We start from the raw sequence: 22,055 nt of genomic DNA, 5'->3' as shown, positions 1-22,055 counted from the left end.
TCGCCTCCATCTACTTGTGAACATCACAAGTTCCGAACTGGCTGTTAGCCGAAGCGCATTATAGAGCAGAATTCATGAGGCTTGAAAGGGGCTTGACAAAAGAAAGAAGCATGCCTCTGGCGTTTTGAGACTGGCGACGGGGCCGATTTGAAATTGCTTTGAGTTAAGATGGTAGCATCGCGTTATGTCTACGCCTAAACAGCGAGTTCAGGAACTACGGGAACAAATTCGCTACCACAACTATCGCTATTTTGTCTTAGACGACCCGGTTATTTCCGATGCCGAGTACGATCGCTTGATGCGCGAACTCAAGGCGTTGGAGGAAGCGCACCCCGAGCTGGTTACGCCAGACTCGCCTACGCAAACCGTGGGTGCCCAGCTCTACGAGACCACTTTCGAAGCCGTGCCCCATCCAAGCCGCATGTTCTCGCTGGGCAATGCCTTTAGTCGCGAGGACATCGAAAATTTTGAGTCCAGCATTAACCGTGCTCTGGGCGCTGAAGAGCCGCGTGAATATGTGCTGGAGTATAAAATTGATGGTTTGTCGGTCAATCTGATATACCGCGATGGCGTGCTGCGGCGGGGCCTGACCCGGGGTGACGGCACGGTGGGGGAGGACATTACCCCCAACCTGCTCACTATTGACGATGTGCCGCACCGGCTGCAGGAGCCCTTGAGTCTTGAGGTGCGCGGTGAAATCTATCTGCCCATTCAGGCCTTTCTGGAGCTGAACGCCAGGTTAGAAGAGGAGGGAGCGGCACCCTTCAAGAATCCCCGCAACGCTGCAGCCGGTAGCTTACGGCAAAAAGACCCCAGGGTAAGTGCCAGCCGGGGCTTGCGCGGCCTGTTTTACGGTGTGGGAAGGCCTGAAGCTTTTGGCGTGGCTACCCAGGTCGAGTTGCTGAAGAAGCTAGGGGAACTGGGGTTTTCGATAGAGCCACATTACCGCGTGGTACATGGTGTGGAGGGCGTTGAGGAGGGGTATCGGGCTATGCTGGCCCATCGTCGAGCGCTTGCTTTTGAAGCCGATGGGGTGACGGTTAAACTCAACAACCTGGCCCTCTGGTCAGAACTCGGTTACACTGCCAAGACCCCCCGCTTTGCCATTGCGTACAAGTTTCCTGCCGAAGAAAAGCCCACGAGGGTATTGAATGTGGTGTTTCAGGTTGGGCGTACCGGACGGGTCACGCCGGTGGCCGAACTCGAGCCCATCACGTTGGATGGTTCCACCGTCAGCCGGGTTACCCTGCACAACGAAAGCTACGTGCAGGAGCTGGATTTGAAGATTGGCGACACGGTACTGGTGCATAAGTCCGGCGGAGTGATTCCCGAGGTGCTGCGTGTTTTGACCGATGCACCCAGAGGCCACAAGCCCGTAGAATGGCCCCACCGTTGCCCGGAATGCCATACCGAGCTCGTACTGTCGGGCAAGATTCATCTCTGCCCTAACCCCTTGTGTCCAGCTAAAGCCTTTGAGTCTATCCGTCACTTTGCCAGCCGCCGGGCCATGGACATTCAGGGGCTAGGAGAAAAACTCATCGAGCAGCTTCTGGAGGCTGGTTTGGTCAAGGACGCCTCCGACCTCTACCAGCTCCGTAAAGAGGACGTAGCGGCCCTCGAGCGCATGGCGGAGAAAAGTGCCCAGAACCTGATCGAGCAGATAGAAAGCAGCAAAAGTCGCGGCCTCGAGCGGCTTTTATTCGCCCTGGGCATTCCCCAGGTGGGCGAGGTCACCGCCAGGGTCCTGGCCAAGCGCTTTGGTCATCTGGATAACATTCTCTCAGCTACGGTGGAGGAACTCGACGCCGTGCCGGACATTGCCGAAGTCACCGCCCAGGCCATCCACAAGGCCCTTGCCAAACCCGAGATGCGGCGTTTTATAGAGCGCCTGCGGGCCGCCGGTGTTAGTTTTGAGGCCAGAGAGAGACAAAAAAGCAACGCCCTAGAGGGGCTGACCTTTGTACTTACCGGTGAGTTATCCCGCCCTCGGGATGAGGTGGCGCGGGAGCTCGAGGCCCTGGGGGCCAAAGTATCCGGCTCGGTCAGCAAGAAAACCAGTTACGTGGTCGCGGGGCCGGGTGCGGGCTCAAAACTAACCAAAGCTCGGGAATTGGGGATTCCCGTACTGGACGAGAATGACCTGACCGATCTACTGCAAAGAACCCGAAGCGATTGAAGCTTTGAACCCTCTGTCATGCATGCGTGTAACTCGTTTACTTGCAGAGGTCGTTACGACAAATGTCCAGTACGGCCCAGTCGCGGCCTGGCTGATTGCGCACCACCAGCTTCACAAAAACGCTACCACCTTCGCTCCAGTAGCGGTCCCCAGGGCTGGCATCGAATTCGGCCCGGGAAGCTGCACGCGCTAGTTTGTTGCGATTGTCAATCCAGTAGTCGCGGTAGATGAAGGGTTCCCCAGCATAGGGTATAGCCAGGGTAATGAAGTCTCCCGGCGCACTATCATCAAAACGCAGCTTGAGCTTGTCGGGTACGGCTCCTGTCACACCCAGGGTATAGGAGCGGCCCTTGATCACGCTTGCGCCAAATTGCAGGTTATCGCCGCCTCTGGGCGTTCCCCACATGCGGAAGACTGGGTTGCTGCCATCGTTGCGGGTCAGCGAGACTGGGGCGATATTGCCCCCGCTTTCGTTGTAGATGTAAAGCCGCCCATAGCTGTAGTTGCAGATGCCCGCATTCCACTCGGCCCGCAATGTGCAGTTGGTGTCGAGCAGGAAGGGATTGTTGAAAACGATGGCACGACCCGGGCTCCCACTAACCGAGCCATCAACATCCACAAAAACCCCGCCCCGGTAGCCATCGGCGTTGTCGTCTTTGGCAACTTCGTCGGGGGTGGGCTCTGGTCTGGGAGGAAGGTAGACCGGCTTGGCGTTATCGAAACTTGCTCCCTGCGCAAAATTGCGGCTATCAATGGCAAAAGCGGTAAAGCGCAGGTAGCTCATGGCCGCGGCCTCGCGCGTGGCGGTCTGGCCACCCTGGGCATTCTGGATTTGCAGGGGTTGGAAGTTGACAAACTGCACGTTGCGGAAGCCAATCTTGCCGTCGTAGAACTCAAAACCCCGGATGGGAAAGTTATCCTGGATGGGGCCGCCGTTGCTGGCTGCCCAGGGTCTGGGCAGGCTGCGACCATCTACCCCACGAAACTCCCAACTTTCGGCGAAGCCCCGGTTGGCACTGTCGCCCACTATTAACGAGTCTTCCAGGGTACTCTCCGAGGAGGCGAAGGTCACCCCAATGGCATTGTCGGCCAGCTTAGCTCCGGTCAGCTTGTGGTGGATTCCCCGGAGCCAGGCGGCATTGCCCCGGTTCTTGTAGGCGGTGAAGTTCTTGAACTCGGCCAAAACGGGCGGGTTCTTGACGTCGTCGTACTGGTTCTGGCCGTCGGCGGGGTTGGTGCGGGGGTTGTAATAGGTGGGCTCAGATTCCAGGGTGTTCTTGTTTGGGCCGCGGTCTACCATCAGCCCGTCCCAGTTGGAGTGGGCGACATTGCCCGAGAACTCGCCGAGTGGGGTGCGGCGGGGCCAGATGGTAGTGGTGGCTGAAGGGCCGGTGGGGTTTTCGGGCAGGGCATACCAGAAGCCGGTGTGGTGCGAACCTGCGGCCACATTGTTGCGCACGATGTTGTCGGGGTGACTGATCCAGAAGGTGGCGGGGTTGATGTCGGTGGGAATGATCGGGCGTTCGCCCTGCTGGCTGTTGGGCCGCCGGGTCAGAATGCCCAGGTTGTTCTCGAGCAAGTTTTTGCTTTCGGCGGCGTCCTCGAGGAAATAACAGTGCCCCACGGTGTTGTAAGCCACGTTGCCCACCACTTCCACCCGGCTGGTGCCGTGAATGGTGACACAACGGTTGAAACTCTGGTGGATGGAAGACTGCTTTAGGTACTGCCCCGGAGCGTCGCCCATCAGGTGCCAGTGGATGGGATAGCGGGCCAGTGTGTTGCGCTGGCCCATGCGCAGCAGCTCCACACCGGAAACACGCAGGGTGCCCCCCTGCATGGACATAATGTGACCTCCAAAACCGCTCTGGCTCGAGGCCTCGTCCCCCTGGATGGTGATGTTGCGGCTCAGCAAGCCCACCTCCCCGCGCTGATCCACCCCATAGGTAATCTCGCCAAAATGGGGGTATCGGAGGGCTGAGTCGAGGGTGATGGTGTTGCCAGCAATGGCGGTGATGGTTCTGACTTCGGCCTGTTCGGGGTTGAAATCGGTGGAGGCCAGCACGATGCGGTCTCCTACCCGCCACCCACTGGGATCCAGCACGGTTATGCCATTAGAACCGGCAGCCACGCTCTCGCTCAGTTTGGTCCAGCCATTGCGGGGCTCCCCGTGCAAATCCAGCACGCCCCCCTTCATCACGCCAATCACCTTGCTGCCCATGCCCATGATGTTTTCGTTGGGGTTGTTACCGGTTAAGGTCAGGACGGCTCGGTTGCGAAATGGCTGGCTTGGGGTGCCGATCTCGAGCTTTCCATGCACCATAATCCAGTCGGCACTGAGCTGTAAATCCTTGTTGTCAAACCGCAATATGCCGTAGACGTTAAGCCCCTTGAGCGCCGGCGGGTTGACATCCAGCGTCACGGCCAGGTCGGCGGGGATGTTCACCACCTCACCCTCACGGGGCACCTGTCCAGCGGGCCAGATTTTGGGATCCGACCATAGCCCCGACCGGGTGGGATTGGCTCCTTCATCTTGCGGTGAACATGCTGTAGCACTCAGCAAGATTGTCAGCCAAAGCCAGTGTTTCACGGGTTCCTCCAGGAGCGGGTTATCGCGAAGAAGTGCTGATACAGCAGTAACATTCTAGACCGATGGTATGACAAATAGTGGTTGTAGTCCACTCGTTTGGCACTCATTAAGACGGGGTTTAGTCGCTTACCGCCAGTATGAGAATCTTAGTGGTTTCTCAAGAGAGCAGTTTCGGCTTTCGCGGCCCTGGCCATGGAAAAAGCGGGTCGGCTCCAGCCACCTTATACCAGTTCTTTTGGGGCGAGGCCAATAAAGGAGAATGATGCCAGGCGACTTCAAAGGTTGATTGCTCGTGTATTTCTCTATTTAGACCTTGACACTAACGCCTGGTACTCGGTCAACCCCCAAAATGCCTTGCGCATTTGACAGCTCAAGGCTTACCTAGACAAAGCCTCGAGTCCACTCTATACTCATAAACTGCTGGTGCCGAGGAGTAGCGCAGCCTGGTAGCGCACCTGCTTCGGGAGCAGGGGGTCGCTGGTTCGAATCCAGTCTCCTCGACCAACGGACCCCACGATTCGTGGGGTTTTTTTCGGCATACCTTCTAAAGCTCTTCTCACGGGCTTCAAATAACGATTTGTGAAACTCAGATCTGCTATAAACTGCCATCAGGCAGAAGCTCCTGAAATGCAGCAGGGCCAACGCCAGGCCATGGCCCCCAGTAAAACAGATAAGTCATGAAACGTTTGCTCGTCTTTTTATTGGTCCTCACCACGTTCGGTCTGGTGGCGGGTCAGTCGAGCGTTTATCGCCTGCGGGTGGTTTCCTGGAGTTGTAAAGCGTTTGCTCGAGGGGTACTGGTGCAGGGTACGGTCAAGAATATTAGCTCCCGGCCTTTGCAGGACCTGAGGGCGAGTGTACGGGTGATTGGGCCTGGGCTTCGCATGGCCAGCAATTCCACTGCGTTGCAAGATCGCAACTTAATGCCTGGAGAGGTAGCCCCTTTTGAGGTGCGGATTCGTACTGGTTTTGACTCGGTCAATCGGTGTGAGTTGTGGTTTCGCAACCCTCGAGTGGTGCAAATTGCTTCTCTGGTTCCCAGCCCCCGCTGAGTATTTCCAAGGAATGACCGACCCTGCAACCAGCTCGGCCTACATGGAGGTGTTGTATCTGTGAGGCCGCCGATGGGTAGATGGGCCTTACGGCCTTTACATCCTCATAGAATCAGCCTGGAGGTGGACAGGAAGTATCGGATATGGGGCCTGGTTTTGGGAGTAACGTCGGTTCTTTGGTAGCATTGCGGTATGAACAAAGCTGTTATTTTTATTGGGTTGATGTTGTCTACGGGACTGGGTCAGGCGCAGGGTACGGTCTACAAGCTTCGGGTCAGCGAGTGGAGTTGCGCCCTCAACGCCAGCGGTGCGATGGTAGCACGAGGTACGGTGGTCAATCAGTCGGGGCAAACCCTGAACAATATCCGAATCAACCTGCGCATAACCGACAAGGAGGTTACCACGGTGAATGGGGTGCCCAATCGCCGGGTTTATGGCACTAATTCAGCCCCCATCGCGGTGCGCAGCCTGGCCAACGGGGCCAGCAGCCGTTTTGAAGTACAGGTCAAGCCCAGTCAAACGCGCAATGTGCAATGCCAGATCTGGTTCCGTAGCCCGGACATGGTGCAGATTCCGACTCGGGTTCCCGGGCAGTGATCCTGAGGGTGCTACGGTGCTGCGAATTCTGGGCGGAACGGCCAAAGGGGTCGCGCTAAAAGTACCGCAATCGGCGCGACCGAGTCCGGTACGGCTGCGCAAGGCCCTTTTTGACTATTTGCGTTTTCGCTATCCACGCAGGGGTAGCTTTCTGGATTTGTATGCGGGCAGTGGCGCGATTGGGCTCGAGGCCGCCTCGGAGGGTTTTGAAACCACCTTGGTGGAAAAAGATCGCCAGGCCATTCAGTGCCTGCGTGAGAATGCTACTAAAGCCCGCCTAAAGGTTCGGATTGAAGGTAAGGCCGTGGAGGATTATTTGCTGGAAGCGAAAAGGCGGGGTTTGCGCTTTACCGTGGCCTTCATGGCCCCGCCCTACCCCCACAATCTGGTGCAGGATTTTGAGCGTTTGCTCGAGGCTGAAATTGTCGAAGCGGGCGGTCTTTATATTTTGCAGCACCCCACCGAACTGACCCTGCCAATGGGGGAGCGTAGAGAGTATGGCTTCAATACCATCAGTATCATTGAAGCCAGAACGGTTGCAGATGCAATACAATCCACCACTCAGAAATAAATCCGTGCGTGGGGGTTTGGCGGTCTTTCAGTCGCCGGGCCAAGTACAATATGATGGGCATTATCCTGCAATAGACTTGTTTTAGAGAAACCCAGGCTCCGACCCCGAATCCCCTTACGCTAGGTGTGTTTGACGCTTTGCGCCCCGTTATGTGAAGATACTCCGCGAAAGCGAGGCTTTATGCATGTGGTTTATCCGGGGAGTTTTGACCCTTTGCACAACGGCCACTTCGATGTGATTCAGCGGGCCTCGAAGCATTTTGCCAGGGTAACCGTAGCAGTGCTCGAGAACCCCTCCAAACGCGGACTATGGCTTTTTACCCCACAAGAGCGGGTCGAGATTATCCGCCAGGCGGTAGCCAGTGCCCGCATGACCAATGTGGAAGTGGATACCTTTAGTGGCCTGTTGGTAGATTACATGAAGCGGATTAACTCCAAAGTGATTGTCAAAGGATTGCGGGCGGTGTCCGATTACGAAAACGAACTGCAAATGGCCCACCTCAACCGCCAATACGGCAATCATCCCGAGACTTTGTTCATTATGGCGGCTACCCGCTGGTCATTTGTTTCTTCCACCATGATCAAGGAAATCGCCCGCTATGGGGGGGATGTGTCCAAGTTGGTACCGGCGGCTACTGTTGAGGCGCTTCGGGCCAAGCTCAACTCGGTAGAGAGGTAAACCGTGCAAACACATAAAAGCAAATATGGTAGTACCTTGGAGATTGGCCACATTATCGGTGGTGAGGAAGTCTTCGATGGCAGGCAGCTCGAGCGCCACAACCCTGCCGACCGGGCCGACCTTACAGCGCGCTTTCCCGAAGCTTCCAAAGAAACTGTGCGAAAAGCTGCGCTAGCGGCCCAAAAAGCTTTCCAGGAGTGGTCGCGCACGCCTGCACCTGTTCGTGGGGGGGTTCTAATGAACCTGGCTGGGGTGCTGACCCGTGAAAAAGACACCCTGGTGCGGCTGATGGTGCGCGAGGTGGGTAAGACCTTCAAAGAGGCCGGTGGCGATGTGCAAGAGGCCATTGATACGGCCATCTTCTTTGCCTCGGAAGGGCGCAGGCTCTACGGCCAGACGGTGCCCAGCGAGATGAAGAACAAAGAACTTTTTACCTTCCGCAGGCCCATTGGCGTGGTGGGTATGATCACGGCAGGCAACTTTCCCATTGCTGTACCCTCCTGGAAGCTAATTCCGGCTATCTTGACCGGCAACACCGTGGTCTGGAAGCCCTCCGACGACTCTCCCGCACTTTCCTATGTCTTTGTCAAGCTCTTCGAGGAAGCCGGACTGCCGCCTGGGGTCATCAATGTGGTGTTTGGCGAGGGCAAGGGATCTACGGGGCAGTGGCTGGTCGAACTGATGGACGAGGGCTTGCTCAACAAATTCGCCTTTACCGGCAGTACGGCGGTGGGGCGCTGGATTGGGGAGGTGGCGGGCCGCAACCTTCTGCGCCCGACGCTGGAACTTGGCGGTAAAAACCCCCTGGTGGTGCTACGTGACAGCGACCTCGAGCTAGCCGTAGAGGGGGCCTGGTGGAGCGCTTTTGCCACCGGCGGTCAACGCTGCACCAGCGCAGGCAACATCATTGTAGATGCGCCCATCTATGACGAGTTCAAAAAGCGCTTCCTGGAAAAGACCGAGGCGACGGTGGTGGGCAATCCCCTCGAGTTCCCCGAGGTGACCTATGGCCCCTTCATGAACACGCGCCTCTTTGAGCGCTGGATCGAACACTATTCCTGGGGTCGGCAGGATGGGGCCACACTCCTCTTTGGCAAGGCCCGTATTACCGGTTCCAACCCCTATCCCCGCTTTAAGGGCGACCCCGATGCTGGTACCTTCGGCTGGCCTACGGTGTGGGAGGCCCGGCCCGGCATGAAGCAGTTTGAGCAGGAGATCTTTGGCCCTACCATCAACCTGGTGCGGGTAGAAGGGCTGGACGAAGCCATCCAGGCCGCCAATGCCCACCCTTACGGCCTTTCCAGTGCGGTCTATACCAACCGCCGCGACTGGGCCTACCGCTTCAAAAATGAAATCAAGGCCGGTATGACCAGCATCAACAACTCCACCGTGGGCGCCGAGGCCCACCTGCCTTTTGGTGGGGTGAAGGCAAGTGGGAATGGAGCCCGTGAAAGCGGTATTTGGGTCATTGAGGAGTACACCTACTGGCAGGCCGTCAATGAAGAGTATTCGGGTAAACTCCAACTCGCCCAGATGGACACAGCCTATACCCAGCCCCAGGCCCCAACTGATTGGGCCAAGTTGCTGGAAGGCTAGCGGAAAGGCAGAAAGCAAAGGTTTGAGGCCCACTGTGAGTTTCTCAAAACGCTCAAGGGCTTGGTTTAAATCGGTTGTGCGAAACCATGCCTCGCCCGCACTGTCTTAGCTTTGTGCTACCTTCACCCGACTATCACCCTTCCAGGCTTAACATGAAGCCGGAGGTACACGTATGCGTAACTGGATTGCACTGATGCTTGTTGGAATTACCCTCCTGGTGGCCTGTGGCCCTACGGTGCGGGCCGACCCTGGCGAGGTGGTCTACGAAGTGGGTAGTGGTTTTCCCCTTGGAAGTGTACAGGCTGTAGGGGCCGGGCATCCGATCATCGTACGGCTATCCCAATCGGTAGCCTCCTACTATGCCCTGGAAGCCCGTCCGCTTCCAGGCTATGGGCGCTGGGTACAGCGTTTGGGAACGGGTTCTACGGCCATATATGTCTCCCAACGGCTCAATGCCCAGGGACAACCGGAAGCAACCATCGAGATGCGGTGGACGTTTGCAGTTCGGGCCGATGGCTTTGGCTCGGTTCGCCTGGAAACCCTGGCTTCAGAACAGATAGACGTGGGTTTGGTAGAGGGCCCGGCTTTTGCCAGGCTCGATCGTGATTTTCGCCGGGTGGCCAGCGCTCGGTAGGGGCGCTGGGCCTATTTGCGCAGTCGCAAGCGGTGGGTGAGCTGGGCGTATTCCTCGGGAGTATGGGCGGCGCAGAACCGGTCCAGATAGGGCAGGGCGGTCTTCATGCAGTTGGCGTGGGGGTTGTAGCCTTGGTTCTTTAGCAAAGGGTTCAGCCAGATCAGGGCTGCGCTGCGCTGGTGTATTTGTCGCAGCGCATAGTCCAGTACTTCCGGTGCTCCTGTGTCCAGGCCGTCGCTGGCAATGATCACGATGCTGTCGCCCCGGATCAGGCCCCCGTACTTTTGCTCCAGATAGAGCAGGTTCTCCCCGATTTGGGTTCCACCCCCCCAGGCCTGACCCAACCGGCTGAGCCTAGGGCGTTCGGAAAGGCTTCCCGCTTTCTCGAGTTCACGGGTAATGCGCTTCAGACCTGTTGAAAAGACAAATACCTCGACCCGGTTACAGCGCGTGCGCAGGGCAAAGGCAAATTGCAATAGCCGGTCGGAGTAGGATTGCATCGAGCGGCTTCCGTCTAGCACAAACAAAAAGCGAGGCTGGCGCTTGGGGTGGTGCTGCCAGGCGGGATAAAGCGGCTCACCCCCGGTGTGCAGGGCTTTTCTCAGGGTGCGTCGAAAGTGGAAACGAGTGCCCTTGGGTGTGCTAACCCAACGGCGGCTACGACCCAGCCTGACCTGATTAACCAGTTGCGTCGCAGCATGGAGCATGGCATCCAGGTCCTGCTGGAGAATCTCGACCTCCGGCGTCTCGCTCCCTCCGGTGCGACTAAACATGGCCTTGAGTAGAGGGGCGGCCCAGTCGTTGGTATAGGACTCTTCAGCCAACCTGGCCTTGCCCTGCGCCAGTGGGCTTCTTGGGTCGAGAAGGGTCTCGGAGGGGTTGTTGCGGGCGGGCTGGCTTTTCTGGCCGGTCTCGCCCTGGTTGCCGGGGCTTGCCTTGTGGGCATTGGGCTGGGCCTCGATTCGTTTGCGGCCGGGCAGAAAAAACTGAAAAAAAAGGTCGTCAAAGACCCGTTCTTGCTCGAGGTTGCTACAAAAAACCAGTTTCAAAGCCAGCCTAACTTCCTGGAGGCTGCCCAGCTGAACGGCTTCTAGCGCCAGCAGGGCATCCTCTACTTCTCCAGGGCCAAGGTTGAACCGCTGGGTGGTGTGCCGCAGGTGTTCGGCAAAGGCAATCAGGTTCTCGGGCAGATTACCATACGGAAACCGCTGAGATTCGATAGTGCTGGACATCGATTTAACCTGATCTCAAGCTTCTGAGCAGCCAGAAGGGCATCTTTGATGAACCACGATGCTCCTGGGCCTAAGCCACCAGTTCGGCAATGCGCTGTTTGTGGGCCTCCACCAGGGTCAGGTCGTCCTTATCCTTTAGAATCACACCCCAGGTTTGCTCCAAAACCCCCATATCCAGCGCTTCCTGGTGCAACGATACAAGGGCCTCTGCCCAGTCCAGGCTCTCGGCCACGCCGGGGGCTTTGTTCAGGGGAAGTTCGCGCAGGTGCGCTACCACCGTGGCGATTTTCTGGGCCAACCGCACGTTGATACCCGGCAGCTTGGTGCAGATGATTTCGACTTCTTTCTCGAAGCTAGGGTAGTTTTGCCACAGGTACAAGCACCGCCGCCTCAGGGCATCTGACAACTCTCGAGTACGGTTAGAAGTAAGAATCACGTAGGGGCGGTGGGTGGCTCTTACGGTACCCAGCTCGGGGATGGTGACCTGAAACTCGGCCAGAAGCTCCAGCAAAAAAGCCTCAAACTCTTCGTCGGTGCGGTCAATTTCGTCAATCAGGAGCACCGGAGGCTTGTCCTGTGAGATGGCCTCCAGCAACGGGCGCCGCAGCAGGTAGGCCTCGCTAAAAATCTCGGCCTCGCGCTGGGCTATGCTTGAGCCGCTGTTCTCGGTCAGGCGAATGTGCAGCATCTGCTTGGGATAGTTCCACTCGTAGAGGGCTTGAGCGGTGTCCAGCCCTTCGTAACACTGCAAGCGAATAAGTCTGGTATCCAGCACCTCGGCCAGGGTTTTGGCCACCTGGGTTTTGCCGACCCCGGCGGGACCTTCGACGAGCAAAGGTTTGCGCAGTGCCATTACCAACCGCAAAGCAGTGGCCATGGGCAGGTCGGCGATGTAGTTCCGCTCGTGTAGAACGGCCTGGATGCCCTCGACGGTGGTAAGCAGGGGGTTAATTTCGGCCTGGCTCATGCCTTGCCTTTCAGATATTTGTCGGGATTCTTGAGGAACTTGGCCCGGCAGTTGGGGCAGCTGAAGTAGTAGGTCTGGCCCTGGTATTCTGCGCTGACCGCTTTGGCGATTTCCAACAATTCGCCACTGGTTGGGTCTATGGCCGTTCCGGGCGGCAGGGGAGTGGGGGAGGGGGGAGTGGCCGACACCTCAGCCGCGACCGACACCACCTGCTGTATCTCCCTCATGACGGTTGGGTCGTTTTGGGGCGAGAAGGGCATGGGCTGGCTCGAGGTCTGGGTGCTGGCAGGAATTTTTTCCTTTGCAACCCCGGCGCTATCGGCCCACTCCTTGCCGCTTTTGTGCAGGATAATTTCGGCCAGGATCGAGATGGCTACCTCGTCGCGCCCACGTCCGCCCAGGTCGAGTCCGGCGGGGTATTTGAGTCCTGGCAAGGCGGTTTTGGAGACGCCCAGAATCTCGAGGTTATCCAGCACCGTAGCACCGCGCTTGCGGCTGGCTACCAGGCCCAGGTAGGCGGGCTGGGGCATCCACCTGGCAATGAGGGCCAGTGCGTCTTCGTCGTAGTGACCCTGCGAGGCCACCACGATGCTGGTTTTGGCAGGGTTCTGGTTGGATAGCCAGCCCTCCAGCTCGCGCCAGTCCAGCACCTGGATGTCGGACTCGAGGCTCACCCCGGCCAGCTCTGGCATATCGCAGGCCAGTGTGACTTTGTAGTTCATCCGTGCCGCAATATGCGCTGTCGTGAGGGCGATTTGTGAGCCGCCCACTACCAGCAGGCTGGCCTTGGCAACGAGGGGTTCAATGTACACATCCACCGCGCCCTCACTGGAGCAAGTCATCGGGATGATGACCTCATCGGCGTGTTCAAGCACCACCTGAGCGGCGGCCTCTGGGGTGATTTTGACCAGACGTGGTTTGCCCAGCCGCAAGACCTCGAGGGCCTGCTTACGCACAATTTCTCTAGAGCAAGATCCACCCACATACCCCTCAAAGCGCCCATCCTCGAAAATCAGGGCTTTATCGCCGAGGTGGGAGGAAACCGGGGCCTGCCGCGAAACCACCGTGGCCAGGGCAAAAGTCTCGCCCTTGCGCCTTAGTTCAGCGATTTTGCCGTAGATGTCCATTTGCTTTACAGCGTAAAACGAGCAGGCTCAATGAAATCTTTCGCTGGCCACAAATGCGTCGTTTCAGGTCAGATTAGTCCTGAGTCTGGCGTATCGTTGAAATCAGATTTGTCTTGAGCCAGGCGTATTGTGGAAAGCGGCTAAACCTCGCTCATCTTTTTGCTCATGTTGGCAAACACGGTCTCGATAAGCCGCTTGGCCTGGGCGTCGAGCACCCGTCCGCCCACGGTGGCTGCTGGCCCGCTGACGGTTGCCTGACCTTGCCAGTCCAGGAGGGTGGTTTGGTCATCTTGTCCCAGGATGTCAGCGCTGGCGGTCAGGTCTACTGCACTGCCCAGGCCACCGCCACGAATGCGTACCATCACTTTATTTTCTTCAGGATGGGGGTCAAGTTCGATGTTGAACTTGAAAGAACCCCGCACAGGCCCTACGGCTACGCCTACCGTAGCCACCATATTTCTTTCGTCCTTGAACTCTACTGCCTTCAAGTCAGGCAAGCAGGAGGCAACTTTGTTGGGATCCTGGATAAAGCTCCAGACCTTCTCGGGATTGGCTTGAACATTCTCTTGACCGCTGTACTCGAGTTTCATGCGCTAACCTCACGGATAGCCTATAGCTGATAGCCAACGGCAAAACCAATCTGGGTCGCTATTAGCCATGAGCTATAGGCTATTGACATTCCTTACTAGAACGAATCCACCCCGGCCTGCCGCAGCACCTTCCAAACCTTTTCGCGGGTGATGGGCATGTCAATATGCCGCACGCCCAGGTGGGCCAAAGCATCTACCACCGCGTTCACAAAGGCTGCTGGGCTTCCGACCGTGGGTGACTCGCCCACGCCTTTGGCCCCGATGGGATGGTGGGGGCTGGGGGTGACGGTGTGGCCGGTCTCCCATTTGGGGGTCTCGAGCGCGGTGGGCAGCAGGTAGTCGGTAAAGTTCGAGGAGAGGTTGTTGCCCTGCTCGTCGAAAGCGATTTCCTGCATGAAGGCCATGGCAAAGCCCTCGGTCAGGCCGCCATGTACCTGCCCTTCCACAATCATGGGGTTGATGATGGTGCCGCAGTCGTCAATGGCCACAAAGCGACGCACCTTGACCTCGCCGGTGCCCTTGTCTATATCCACCACACAGATGTAGGCCCCGTGGGGGAAGGTCAGGTTGGGGGGGTCGTAGTAGTAGGTGGTCTCGAGACCCGGCTCCATGCCGGGGGGCAGGTTGGTGTAGGCCGCGAAGGCCACCTCGTTCATGGTCACGCTCTTGCCCGGTACGCCCTTGACCACAAACTTCTTGTCCACCCACTCCACATCGTTCTCGCCCACCTCCAGCAGGTGCGCGGCAATCTTTTTAGCCTTCTCGCGGATGCGTCTTGCGCCGAGCGCCATGGCGCCTCCTGCGGTGGGGGTGGAGCGGCTGGCATACGTGCCCAGGCCGTAGGGGGCGGTGTCGGTATCGCCCTCTTCCACGATGATTTTGTCCACATCCAGACCCAGCTCCTCAGAGACAATCTGCGCCCAGGTGGTTTCGTGGCCCTGGCCCTGGTGGCGAGTACCGGCCCGCACGATGGCCGAGCCCGAGGGGTGCACCCGGATTTCAGCCCCGTCGAACATCTTGATGCCCAGGATGTCGAAGTCCTTGGAGGGCCCAGCGCCCACAATCTCGGTGAAGGTGGAGATGCCAATGCCCATCAGCTCGCCTCTTGCCCTTTTCTCGGCCTGTTCCTTGCGCAGCTCGGCGTAGCCAATGCGCTCGAGGGCGACCTTGAGGGTTTTCTCGTAGTCGCCCGAGTCGTAGGTCCAGCCCAGGGCCGAGGGGTAGGGGAACTGGGAAGGCTGAATAAAGTTTTTGAGGCGCAGCTCGGCGGGATCCATCTTCAGCTCGTGGGCCAGCACGTCCATGCTGCGCTCGATCAGGTAGCTGGCCTCGGTCACGCGGAAGGAGCAGCGGTAGGCCACTCCGCCCGGGGCCTTATTGGTATATACCGCCTCGACCTGAGCGTAAGCCTTCTGGAAATCATAGGAGCCGGTGCAGATGGAGAAGAGGCCCGCCGGATACTTGCTGGGGTCGGCGGCGGCGTCGAAGGCCCCGTGGTCGGCCAGGGTGTAGACCTTCATGGCCGTGACCTTGCCTTCCTTTGTTGCTCCAATCTCGATATCCATGTGGAAGTCGCGGGCAAAGCCGGTGGTGGTGAGGTTTTCTGTGCGGGTCTCGACCCATTTCACCGGCGCTCCCAGCACGATGCTGCCCACGATGGCGCACACGTAGCCGGGGTAAACGGGTACCTTGTTGCCGAACCCACCCCCAATATCCGGCGAGATGACCCGGATGTTGTTTTCGGGAATGCCAGTCACCAGCGAGAGCACCGTGCGAATGGCGTGGGGAGCTTGGCTGGTCATGTAGACCGTGAGCCGCCCGGTGGCCTTGTTCATGTCGCCGATGCAGCCACAGGGCTCGAGGGGGGCCGGGTGGCTGCGGGGATAGACCATGTGCTGCTTGATGCGGACTTCAGACTGGGCCAGGGCTTTTTCGGTCTCGTCTTTGGAGCCCACATCCCAGGTCCAGATGTGGTTGTCGTGACGGCGGGGGCCATGCGCGCCCGTCATATTGCCCTTGATATCCTCGCGCAAGACCGGGGCATCGGGGGCGGTGGCCTTGAAGGGGTCTACCACCACCGGCAAGGGTTCGTACTCGACCTGTACAGCGGCGGCCCCGTCGGCGGCGGCCTGGCGGCTCTCGGCAAAGACCGCTGCGACTTCCTGGTACTGGTAGAGCACCTTACCATCGGCCAGCACCATCTGTTTGTCGCCAGCCAGGGTTGGTATCCAGGCCAGGCCAGCGCCGGCCAGTTCTTTGGAAGTGATGACCGCTTTGACCCCTGGAATCTTGAGAGCTTCAGAGGTGTCAATGTTTAGAATCTTGGCGTGGGCATAGGGGCTATGTACAAGGGCCATGTGCAACATGCCGGGCAGATTGATGTCGTCGAGGTAGTTGCCCTTGCCCACGATGAAGCGCGGGTCTTCCTTGCGTTTGATGGCCTTGCCGAGCCCCTGGATACCCTTGGGCTCGAGGTTCGCGGATTCAACTGCCATTGGTGCTCCTTTCAGTTGCCTGGGTAGCAAAAGACCGATAACTTACTGCTCGTTTGGATTAATCGTCTGCTGCTGCGCCTGCGGGTTGTTGCAACATCTGAGCAGCCTGTTGAACGGCTTTAACGATGTTCTGGTAGCCCGTGCAACGGCAGAGGTTGCCAGAGAGCCCAAAGCGAATCTCTTCTTCCGTGGGGTTGGGATTGTGTTGCAGTAAAACGTGGGCCGACATGATCATGCCGGGGGTGCAGTAGCCGCATTGCAAACCGTGCTGATCGTAAAAGGCTTGCTGCAGCGGGTGTAGCTTTCCACCCTGGGCCATGCCTTCAATGGTGGTGATTTCATGGCCCTCGGCCATTACCGCAAACATGGTGCAGCTCTTAACCGCCGTTTTGCCGTCCAGCACCACTGTACACACCCCGCAAGACGAGCTATCGCAGCCGATGTGGGTGCCGGTAAGCCCTGCATCGCGGATGGCATGAACCAGAAGGGTGCGGGGTTCTACATTGAGCTTCTTTTCAGCGCCATTGATTTTCAGGGTGATTTCCATGGTTTCTCCCTTGGGTTATCAGGCCACTACCACATTCAAGCGCCGCAGGGCCTTGATCAGGCCCCGGCCCACCAGTACCCGGGCCATGTCTTTCTTGTACTCCGCAGAGCCCCGTGCGTCGGGGTTGGGGTCGGCGATTTTGCGGGCCTCCTCGGCAGCAGCCCGGATCAGCTCGAGTGAAGGCTTCTGGCCGCGCAACAGGTTTTCACCTTCAACTACCCGAAGCGCCATATGGGCTACCGCCGTGATGCCGATACCGGCCTCTTTGATGGTTCCATCTGGGTTGAGCTCGATTTGCACGGCGGCGGCGGCGGTGGCGTAATCGCCTACCTTACGCTCAATTTTTTCGTAGGCGCCCGAGGTGAGGGAATTTGGGACTGGAAAGCGCGCTTCTACTGCCATTTCCCCTTCGCCGATGGAGGTAGCGAAGCTGTCCACTAAAAATTGGTCAATGGCTTCGACTCGAGGCCCATTTTTGCCTTGAATGACCATTTGCGCGCGGGCCGCAATGGCAGCAGCGGCCCAGTCTCCAGAGGGGTCGTTATGGCATAACGACCCCACCACCGTACCCCGGAAACGCACGATGGGGTCGGCCACGACCCTGGAAACATCGCTGATTAGATGATACTTGCTTTGTATTTCTTCGTTGAACTCCACATCGGTATCGCGTACCAGTGCACCCATGCGGAGCATCCCGTTTTCTTCGTGCATATACCCCAGGTTGGGGAGCTTGTTTATATCCACCAGCACGGAGGGTTGGGCCAGGCGATAGCGCATGGCCGGGATAAGACTTTGCCCCCCGGCCAGCACTCTGGCGTCGTAGCCATGTTCAGCCAGGTGGCTGATGGCCTCCTCGAGGGACATCGGGCGCTTGTACTCAAAGGCCGCAGGTATCATGTTGTCCAACCTCCCTTTGGTTTTTTGCTTTCTCAAGCATGGCTAATCTAAAACCTTGCAGTCAGATTGAGCATGCTGGAGATTACAGTTTGAACCTGACGACAGGCTTCGACCAGGCAAGGGGTCTTCTTGTGGGAGGGGCCTTGCGGATTCTGAAAGGTCAATATCCGCAGGTTGCAGAGCCTTGGCAGTGCTATTTTGGTTTGTGGATCGCCTGAAAGTTTTTACGGGAAGCCTAACCTTTTTTAGCCAGACCTACGCAACATACCCCGACCACTTTCTCGGCGAATACCCCGTCTATGTCACCGATCGACGCAATTGTGCTCTCTGCCGGTAGAGCCTCGAGGTTTGGGGTTCCCAAGTTCCTGCTACCCGCCGGGCAGGGCCATATCCTGTTGACTCGAGTTCTGGAGCATGCCCTGCGCGTTGCCGATGGGCGCATCGCGGTGGTTTTGGGGCGTGAAGCCAGGGTTGCTCGGTTTGCATTGCAGCGGTGGCTGGCAACACAGCCGGGTGACCTTGCCTCGAGGGTTTTCGCCGTCCTCAACCGTCACTACCGATACGGCCAGAGCACCTCGCTCAAAGCGGGTATGCGGGCACTCGCTGACGCCCAAGGGGTTCTGGTGTTTCTGGCCGACATGCCCGCACAGGAACCGGAAAAACTCACACAGCTCAAGCGGGCCATCCACCACCGCGACCCGCAAAAGCTCGCGGTGGTGGCCAGTGAGCAGGGCCAGATGCGCCCACCCGTTTTTTTGTCCAGGCAGCTATTTCCTGAAGTTCTAAAACTCAAAGGCGATCAAGGTGCCCGGGCAGTTTTGAATGCTCATCAGGAAAAGATAGAACGGGTGGAGTGGGGCTCCGGGCCCTGGTTTTTTGATATTGATGACTGGCAGACCTACCGGGAGTTGGCCTGGAAACTGGGCTGGGCCAACGAATTGTTTGTGTCCATATCCCGTGAGAGAATTTCTACCTCGGCAATACAAGCACGGGTGGATGCGGCCCTGGCTTCAGAAACAGCGCCCTGGCTTGCGCCTGGGTTGCTGTTGTTGGCCGCGAAAAGTGAAGCCCGCTGGCTCGAGCTGTCCCTAAGTTATCGAGGTGTGCGGGGGGTCATTCTGGGACCTGCCCAAACACCCGCTGCTTACCTGGAACTTGTTCGCTGGGCCAGCCTGGCGGCCCTGGCAGAAAATAAATAAGTGCAGGGTTGCCAATACCCTGCAGAAGGGTTTTGTTGAAGCCTATTTGTAGCGCAAGCCGGGCCATTACAAACCGGAAGAACATTTATCACAGCCAGCCAGTGCTTCAGGTCGTAGACTGGGCCTTAGGAAAGACATGGTGCATAAGGTGAATAAACACGGCCCCACCTGGGTACGCCAACCCAAGGTTTATTTGAGCCTTGACAACCTCCATCAAGGATTAGCATAGAGGCCGTGGTGGTGCAGCGCGATACCGACCCAACAAAAGCCGTTTCGATGTCTGCGCTGTCAAGCATCGAATCTTTGCTACGAGAATCCGAGGCGTGTCTGGCCCAGGCACCCCAGGAAGCATCTCGTTTGGCTCAGGAAGCCAGAACCCTGGCTCAGGCGCATCAGGCGCTATCGCTCGAGGTTCAAGCTGCTTTTACCCTGGCCAGGGCTCTTCTTTCGCTGGGACAACTGGGCGAGGCTGTCCAGATGGCCCAGGCAGGTGTAGAGCTGGCATCCACATTCGATGAATCCACCCTCAGGCTCGAGGGTTTGCGGCTACTCGCCACCATTTTGCGAGAGCAGGGCGACCTCAACCAGGCCTCGAGCTACCTCGAAGAGGCCGCTTTGTTGGCCCAGCAAGCCAATCTACCCGCCGCCGAGGCCGACTGCCTCAACCAGCAGGCCGGAATCCATCACTCCAAGGCCGAGTATGCCCAGGCTCTGGACAAGCTCACTAAAGCCCTCACGCTCGTGCGAATCCAGGGCAATCGAGTTGCCGAGGCCAATGTCCTCAACAATATCGGAATCCTGCGCACCGAACTGGGGCAGTATCCGCTGGCCCTCGAGGCGTTTCTGGAGGCCTATCAACTGTATCGCCACGAAGAGCATAGCCCTCGCAACCGGGCGGGCAACCTGGCTTCCATTGGCAATCTCTACATGGAAATGGGGAATTTCGAACAGGCCGACCGATACTACGAGCTGGCCCTGGCTGAGATCCGCCGCACCCAGGAGAGATTTATCGAATTGCAGATTTTGCAGCTAATCGCGGAATTGGCCTTCAAGCGCCAGGATTACCCAAGGGCCAGGGATACGTACCATGGTGTGGTAGTAGCCAGCAGAGAGTTGGGGCTGGAACGGATTTTGCTTACCTCATTAGAAGGGCTGGCCAAGGCGCAGATGGCGCTGGGTGAGCCCCAGGTTGCCACCCAGACGCTATTGGAAGTGCTGGAACTGGCCCGCTCTAAAGGCTGGCGTGCCACCGTTCTGGACGTACTGCTCAGCCTGGGGGAGGCCTCTATCGAACTAAAGGATCTACACCAGGCACAGGTGTACGGGTTGGAAGCCCTGGAACTCTCACGCCAGGCCGAGCGTAAACGCAGCACCTACCTGGCTCACCGCCTGCTGGCACGGGTGCACCGTGCAAGCGGGGAATATCTCCAGGCCATCGAACACCTGGAGGAGTACCATCGCCTCGAGCGGGAAGTCTTCAACGAAGAAAGCGAGCGTCAGCGCCAGACCTTGATGAACCAACTCGAGCTCGAGCGGGTGCGTAACGAGGCGGAAAACTTGCGGCTGAGAACCGAACTCGAGCGCCAAGCTCGCGAGGAGGCCCAGGCCAAGGTCTTCCAGCGCACCCAGGAGCTCGAGTTTGCCCAGCTCGAAATAGTTTCCCGCCTGGCCCTGGCCGCTGAGTTCCGCGATGATGCCACCGGCGAGCACACCTACCGGGTAGGCCGCAACGCGGCCATGATTGCCAAGGAACTCGGCTGGCCCCAGCACGAAGTCGAAACCCTGCGCTTGGCTGCGCGCTTGCACGATGTGGGCAAAATTGGAATCCCGGACGCGATTTTGCTAAAGCGGGATCGACTCACGGTAGGTGAGTACGAGCTGATGAAAGATCACACCACTATTGGCGCGCGTATCCTGTCTGGGGGACGCTCCAAAATTCTCAGGCTGGCGGAAGAAATTGCGCTGTCGCACCACGAACACTTTGATGGCAGCGGCTATCCCCGTGGGTTGGCAGGGGATAGCATTCCCATGTCCGGGCGTATCGTGGCGGTGGCTGACGTGCTGGATGCCCTTACCCACGAGCGCCCCTATAAGCGGGCCTGGTCGGTGGCTGAAGCGCTGGCGGAAATCAAGCGTCAGAGCGGACGGCAATTCGATCCGACCGTGGTCGAGGCATGCCTGGCGGTCTTTGCAGAAGTCACCGTCGATGTGGAAGAGCATATGCAGCGCCTGGACTCCGACCTTTCGCTCTCGGTGCAGCTGGAGAAAGCCCAGCTGGGCTGGGCGGACGAGGAAATCGAGCTGCTCAAGCAAAACTTCGAGCAGTTGCTGGCTGAGCGCACCCGCGAACTCGAGCAAGCTCGCCGTGAGGCCCAGGTGCTGGCCCGACGCATGGAGCTGATGGCGCATACCGACGTACTGACCGGTCTGGGCAACCGCCGTGCCTTTGAGTCTGACCTCGAGAGTGAGGTAGCACGTGCGCAGCGGGTCGGTTACTCGCTCAGTGTGCTGGCCCTGGATGTCGATACCCTCAAGCAGCTCAACGACACCGAAGGCCACGAACGCGGGGACGCCCTGCTGCGCACCTTTGCCCAGGCCATGCAAGAGTGCTTTTTCGAGCTGGGGCGAGTGTATCGAATCGGCGGGGACGAATATGCTGCCATTCTGCCCTATGTAGATGCACGCCACCAGGCCAAGATTCTGGGCCGGATTGAAACGGCTATACTCAATACCAAAAGCCAGGGTTTCCCAACGGCCAGCGTCAGCTCCGGTATGGCTTCCATGCCCGATGAGGCTACCTCTGATGGCGACCTGGTACGGCTTTCTGACCAGCGCATGTACCAGGATAAGCTCGAGCGCCGCAGGGCCCGTGAAGCTAAACCTGATCGTCCGCACGACTAAAGCGAAGGGGTTGACAGAGCTTCCCCACCTCTCTAAACTCACTTTTATCCGCGCCGGGGCGCGGCCACAAACAAGCAAGTTCTTTTATCCAGAGCGGCGGAGGGAATCGGCCCAGTGAAGTCGCAGCAACCCACAAAATAGCTTTTGTTCATCGCCAAAAGCTATTTTGCAAGGTGCTAATTCCGGCTCGACTGCTGAATGTTGTAGGC

General features: G+C 58.2%; 17 protein-coding genes, 1 tRNA gene and 1 riboswitch. Of the genes, 10 read left to right on the top strand and 8 right to left on the bottom strand.

The window, feature by feature from the left end; all coding sequences use genetic code 11:
- Nucleotides 1–184: 184 nt before the first annotated feature.
- The gene (ligA, locus tag Mhypo_RS00445; RefSeq protein ID WP_119339389.1) at nucleotides 185–2,176 is read left to right on the top strand and encodes an NAD-dependent DNA ligase LigA; all 1,992 of its coding nucleotides are present in this window, start codon (nucleotides 185–187) and stop codon (nucleotides 2,174–2,176) included.
- A gap of 37 nt (nucleotides 2,177–2,213) precedes the next feature.
- Here ligA and Mhypo_RS00440 read toward each other — a convergent pair whose 3' ends face one another.
- Nucleotides 2,214–4,763, bottom strand: coding sequence for a G8 domain-containing protein (locus tag Mhypo_RS00440; RefSeq protein WP_119339388.1), 2,550 nt, complete (start codon nucleotides 4,761–4,763; stop codon nucleotides 2,214–2,216).
- Nucleotides 4,764–5,190: 427 nt separating this feature from the next.
- Here Mhypo_RS00440 and Mhypo_RS00435 point away from each other — a divergent pair.
- The 7 genes from Mhypo_RS00435 (at nucleotide 5,191) to Mhypo_RS00405 (ending at nucleotide 9,891) form a co-directional block, all read left to right on the top strand.
- A tRNA-Pro gene (locus tag Mhypo_RS00435) sits at nucleotides 5,191–5,267 on the top strand.
- Between the two features lie 173 nt (nucleotides 5,268–5,440).
- Nucleotides 5,441–5,815: a hypothetical protein gene (locus tag Mhypo_RS00430; protein WP_119339387.1), complete on the top strand. Its 375-nt coding sequence runs from the start codon at nucleotides 5,441–5,443 to the stop codon at nucleotides 5,813–5,815.
- Between the two features lie 192 nt (nucleotides 5,816–6,007).
- Complete coding sequence (locus tag Mhypo_RS00425) at nucleotides 6,008–6,412, top strand: hypothetical protein (protein ID WP_119339386.1); 405 nt, start codon at nucleotides 6,008–6,010, stop codon at nucleotides 6,410–6,412.
- Nucleotides 6,413–6,428: 16 nt separating this feature from the next.
- Nucleotides 6,429–6,983: an RsmD family RNA methyltransferase gene (locus Mhypo_RS00420; protein WP_119339385.1), complete on the top strand. Its 555-nt coding sequence runs from the start codon at nucleotides 6,429–6,431 to the stop codon at nucleotides 6,981–6,983.
- Between the two features lie 180 nt (nucleotides 6,984–7,163).
- A complete protein-coding gene (gene coaD / locus Mhypo_RS00415; protein ID WP_119339384.1) occupies nucleotides 7,164–7,661 on the top strand; it encodes a pantetheine-phosphate adenylyltransferase in 498 nt (165 codons plus the stop codon).
- A 3-nt stretch (nucleotides 7,662–7,664) separates the two neighbouring features.
- Complete coding sequence (locus Mhypo_RS00410) at nucleotides 7,665–9,257, top strand: aldehyde dehydrogenase family protein (protein ID WP_119339383.1); 1,593 nt, start codon at nucleotides 7,665–7,667, stop codon at nucleotides 9,255–9,257.
- A 172-nt stretch (nucleotides 9,258–9,429) separates the two neighbouring features.
- Nucleotides 9,430–9,891: a hypothetical protein gene (locus Mhypo_RS00405; protein ID WP_119339382.1), complete on the top strand. Its 462-nt coding sequence runs from the start codon at nucleotides 9,430–9,432 to the stop codon at nucleotides 9,889–9,891.
- Between the two features lie 11 nt (nucleotides 9,892–9,902).
- Here Mhypo_RS00405 and Mhypo_RS00400 read toward each other — a convergent pair whose 3' ends face one another.
- From Mhypo_RS00400 to Mhypo_RS00370, 7 genes are all read right to left on the bottom strand, one after another.
- Nucleotides 9,903–11,123 carry a vWA domain-containing protein gene (locus Mhypo_RS00400; RefSeq protein WP_119339381.1) on the bottom strand — a complete coding sequence of 407 codons (1,221 nt, stop codon included), beginning with the start codon at nucleotides 11,121–11,123 and terminating at the stop codon, nucleotides 9,903–9,905.
- Between the two features lie 70 nt (nucleotides 11,124–11,193).
- A complete protein-coding gene (locus Mhypo_RS00395; RefSeq protein WP_119339380.1) occupies nucleotides 11,194–12,090 on the bottom strand; it encodes an AAA family ATPase in 897 nt (298 codons plus the stop codon).
- Entirely contained in the window at nucleotides 12,087–13,217 is a 1,131-nt protein-coding gene (locus tag Mhypo_RS00390; RefSeq protein WP_119339379.1) for an XdhC family protein, read from the bottom strand. The genes Mhypo_RS00395 and Mhypo_RS00390 overlap by 4 nt, the downstream gene beginning before the upstream one ends.
- A gap of 140 nt (nucleotides 13,218–13,357) precedes the next feature.
- The gene (locus Mhypo_RS00385; protein WP_119339378.1) at nucleotides 13,358–13,807 is read right to left on the bottom strand and encodes an SRPBCC family protein; all 450 of its coding nucleotides are present in this window, start codon (nucleotides 13,805–13,807) and stop codon (nucleotides 13,358–13,360) included.
- 95 nt (nucleotides 13,808–13,902) lie between these two features.
- Complete coding sequence (locus Mhypo_RS00380) at nucleotides 13,903–16,302, bottom strand: aerobic carbon-monoxide dehydrogenase large subunit (RefSeq protein ID WP_119339377.1); 2,400 nt, start codon at nucleotides 16,300–16,302, stop codon at nucleotides 13,903–13,905.
- Nucleotides 16,303–16,360: 58 nt separating this feature from the next.
- A complete protein-coding gene (locus Mhypo_RS00375) occupies nucleotides 16,361–16,849 on the bottom strand; it encodes a (2Fe-2S)-binding protein (protein ID WP_119339376.1) in 489 nt (162 codons plus the stop codon).
- 18 nt (nucleotides 16,850–16,867) lie between these two features.
- Complete coding sequence (locus Mhypo_RS00370; protein WP_119339375.1) at nucleotides 16,868–17,746, bottom strand: FAD binding domain-containing protein; 879 nt, start codon at nucleotides 17,744–17,746, stop codon at nucleotides 16,868–16,870.
- Nucleotides 17,747–18,045: 299 nt separating this feature from the next.
- Between Mhypo_RS00370 and Mhypo_RS00365 the strand changes: the two genes are divergently transcribed.
- Nucleotides 18,046–18,945 carry a nucleotidyltransferase family protein gene (locus Mhypo_RS00365; RefSeq protein WP_119339374.1) on the top strand — a complete coding sequence of 300 codons (900 nt, stop codon included), beginning with the start codon at nucleotides 18,046–18,048 and terminating at the stop codon, nucleotides 18,943–18,945.
- A 303-nt stretch (nucleotides 18,946–19,248) separates the two neighbouring features.
- Nucleotides 19,249–21,846, top strand: coding sequence for an HD domain-containing phosphohydrolase (locus Mhypo_RS00360; protein WP_240637052.1), 2,598 nt, complete (start codon nucleotides 19,249–19,251; stop codon nucleotides 21,844–21,846).
- Nucleotides 21,847–21,927: 81 nt separating this feature from the next.
- A riboswitch (SAM riboswitch) is annotated at nucleotides 21,928–22,047 on the top strand.
- Nucleotides 22,048–22,055 lie beyond the last annotated feature (8 nt).

The sequence above is a fragment of the Meiothermus hypogaeus genome, assembly GCF_003574035.1.
GTDB classification, from domain to species: Bacteria; Deinococcota; Deinococci; order Deinococcales; family Thermaceae; genus Meiothermus; species Meiothermus hypogaeus.
Note: the sequence above shows the minus strand (reverse complement) of the source record. Positions and strands in the feature narration are given on the sequence as shown.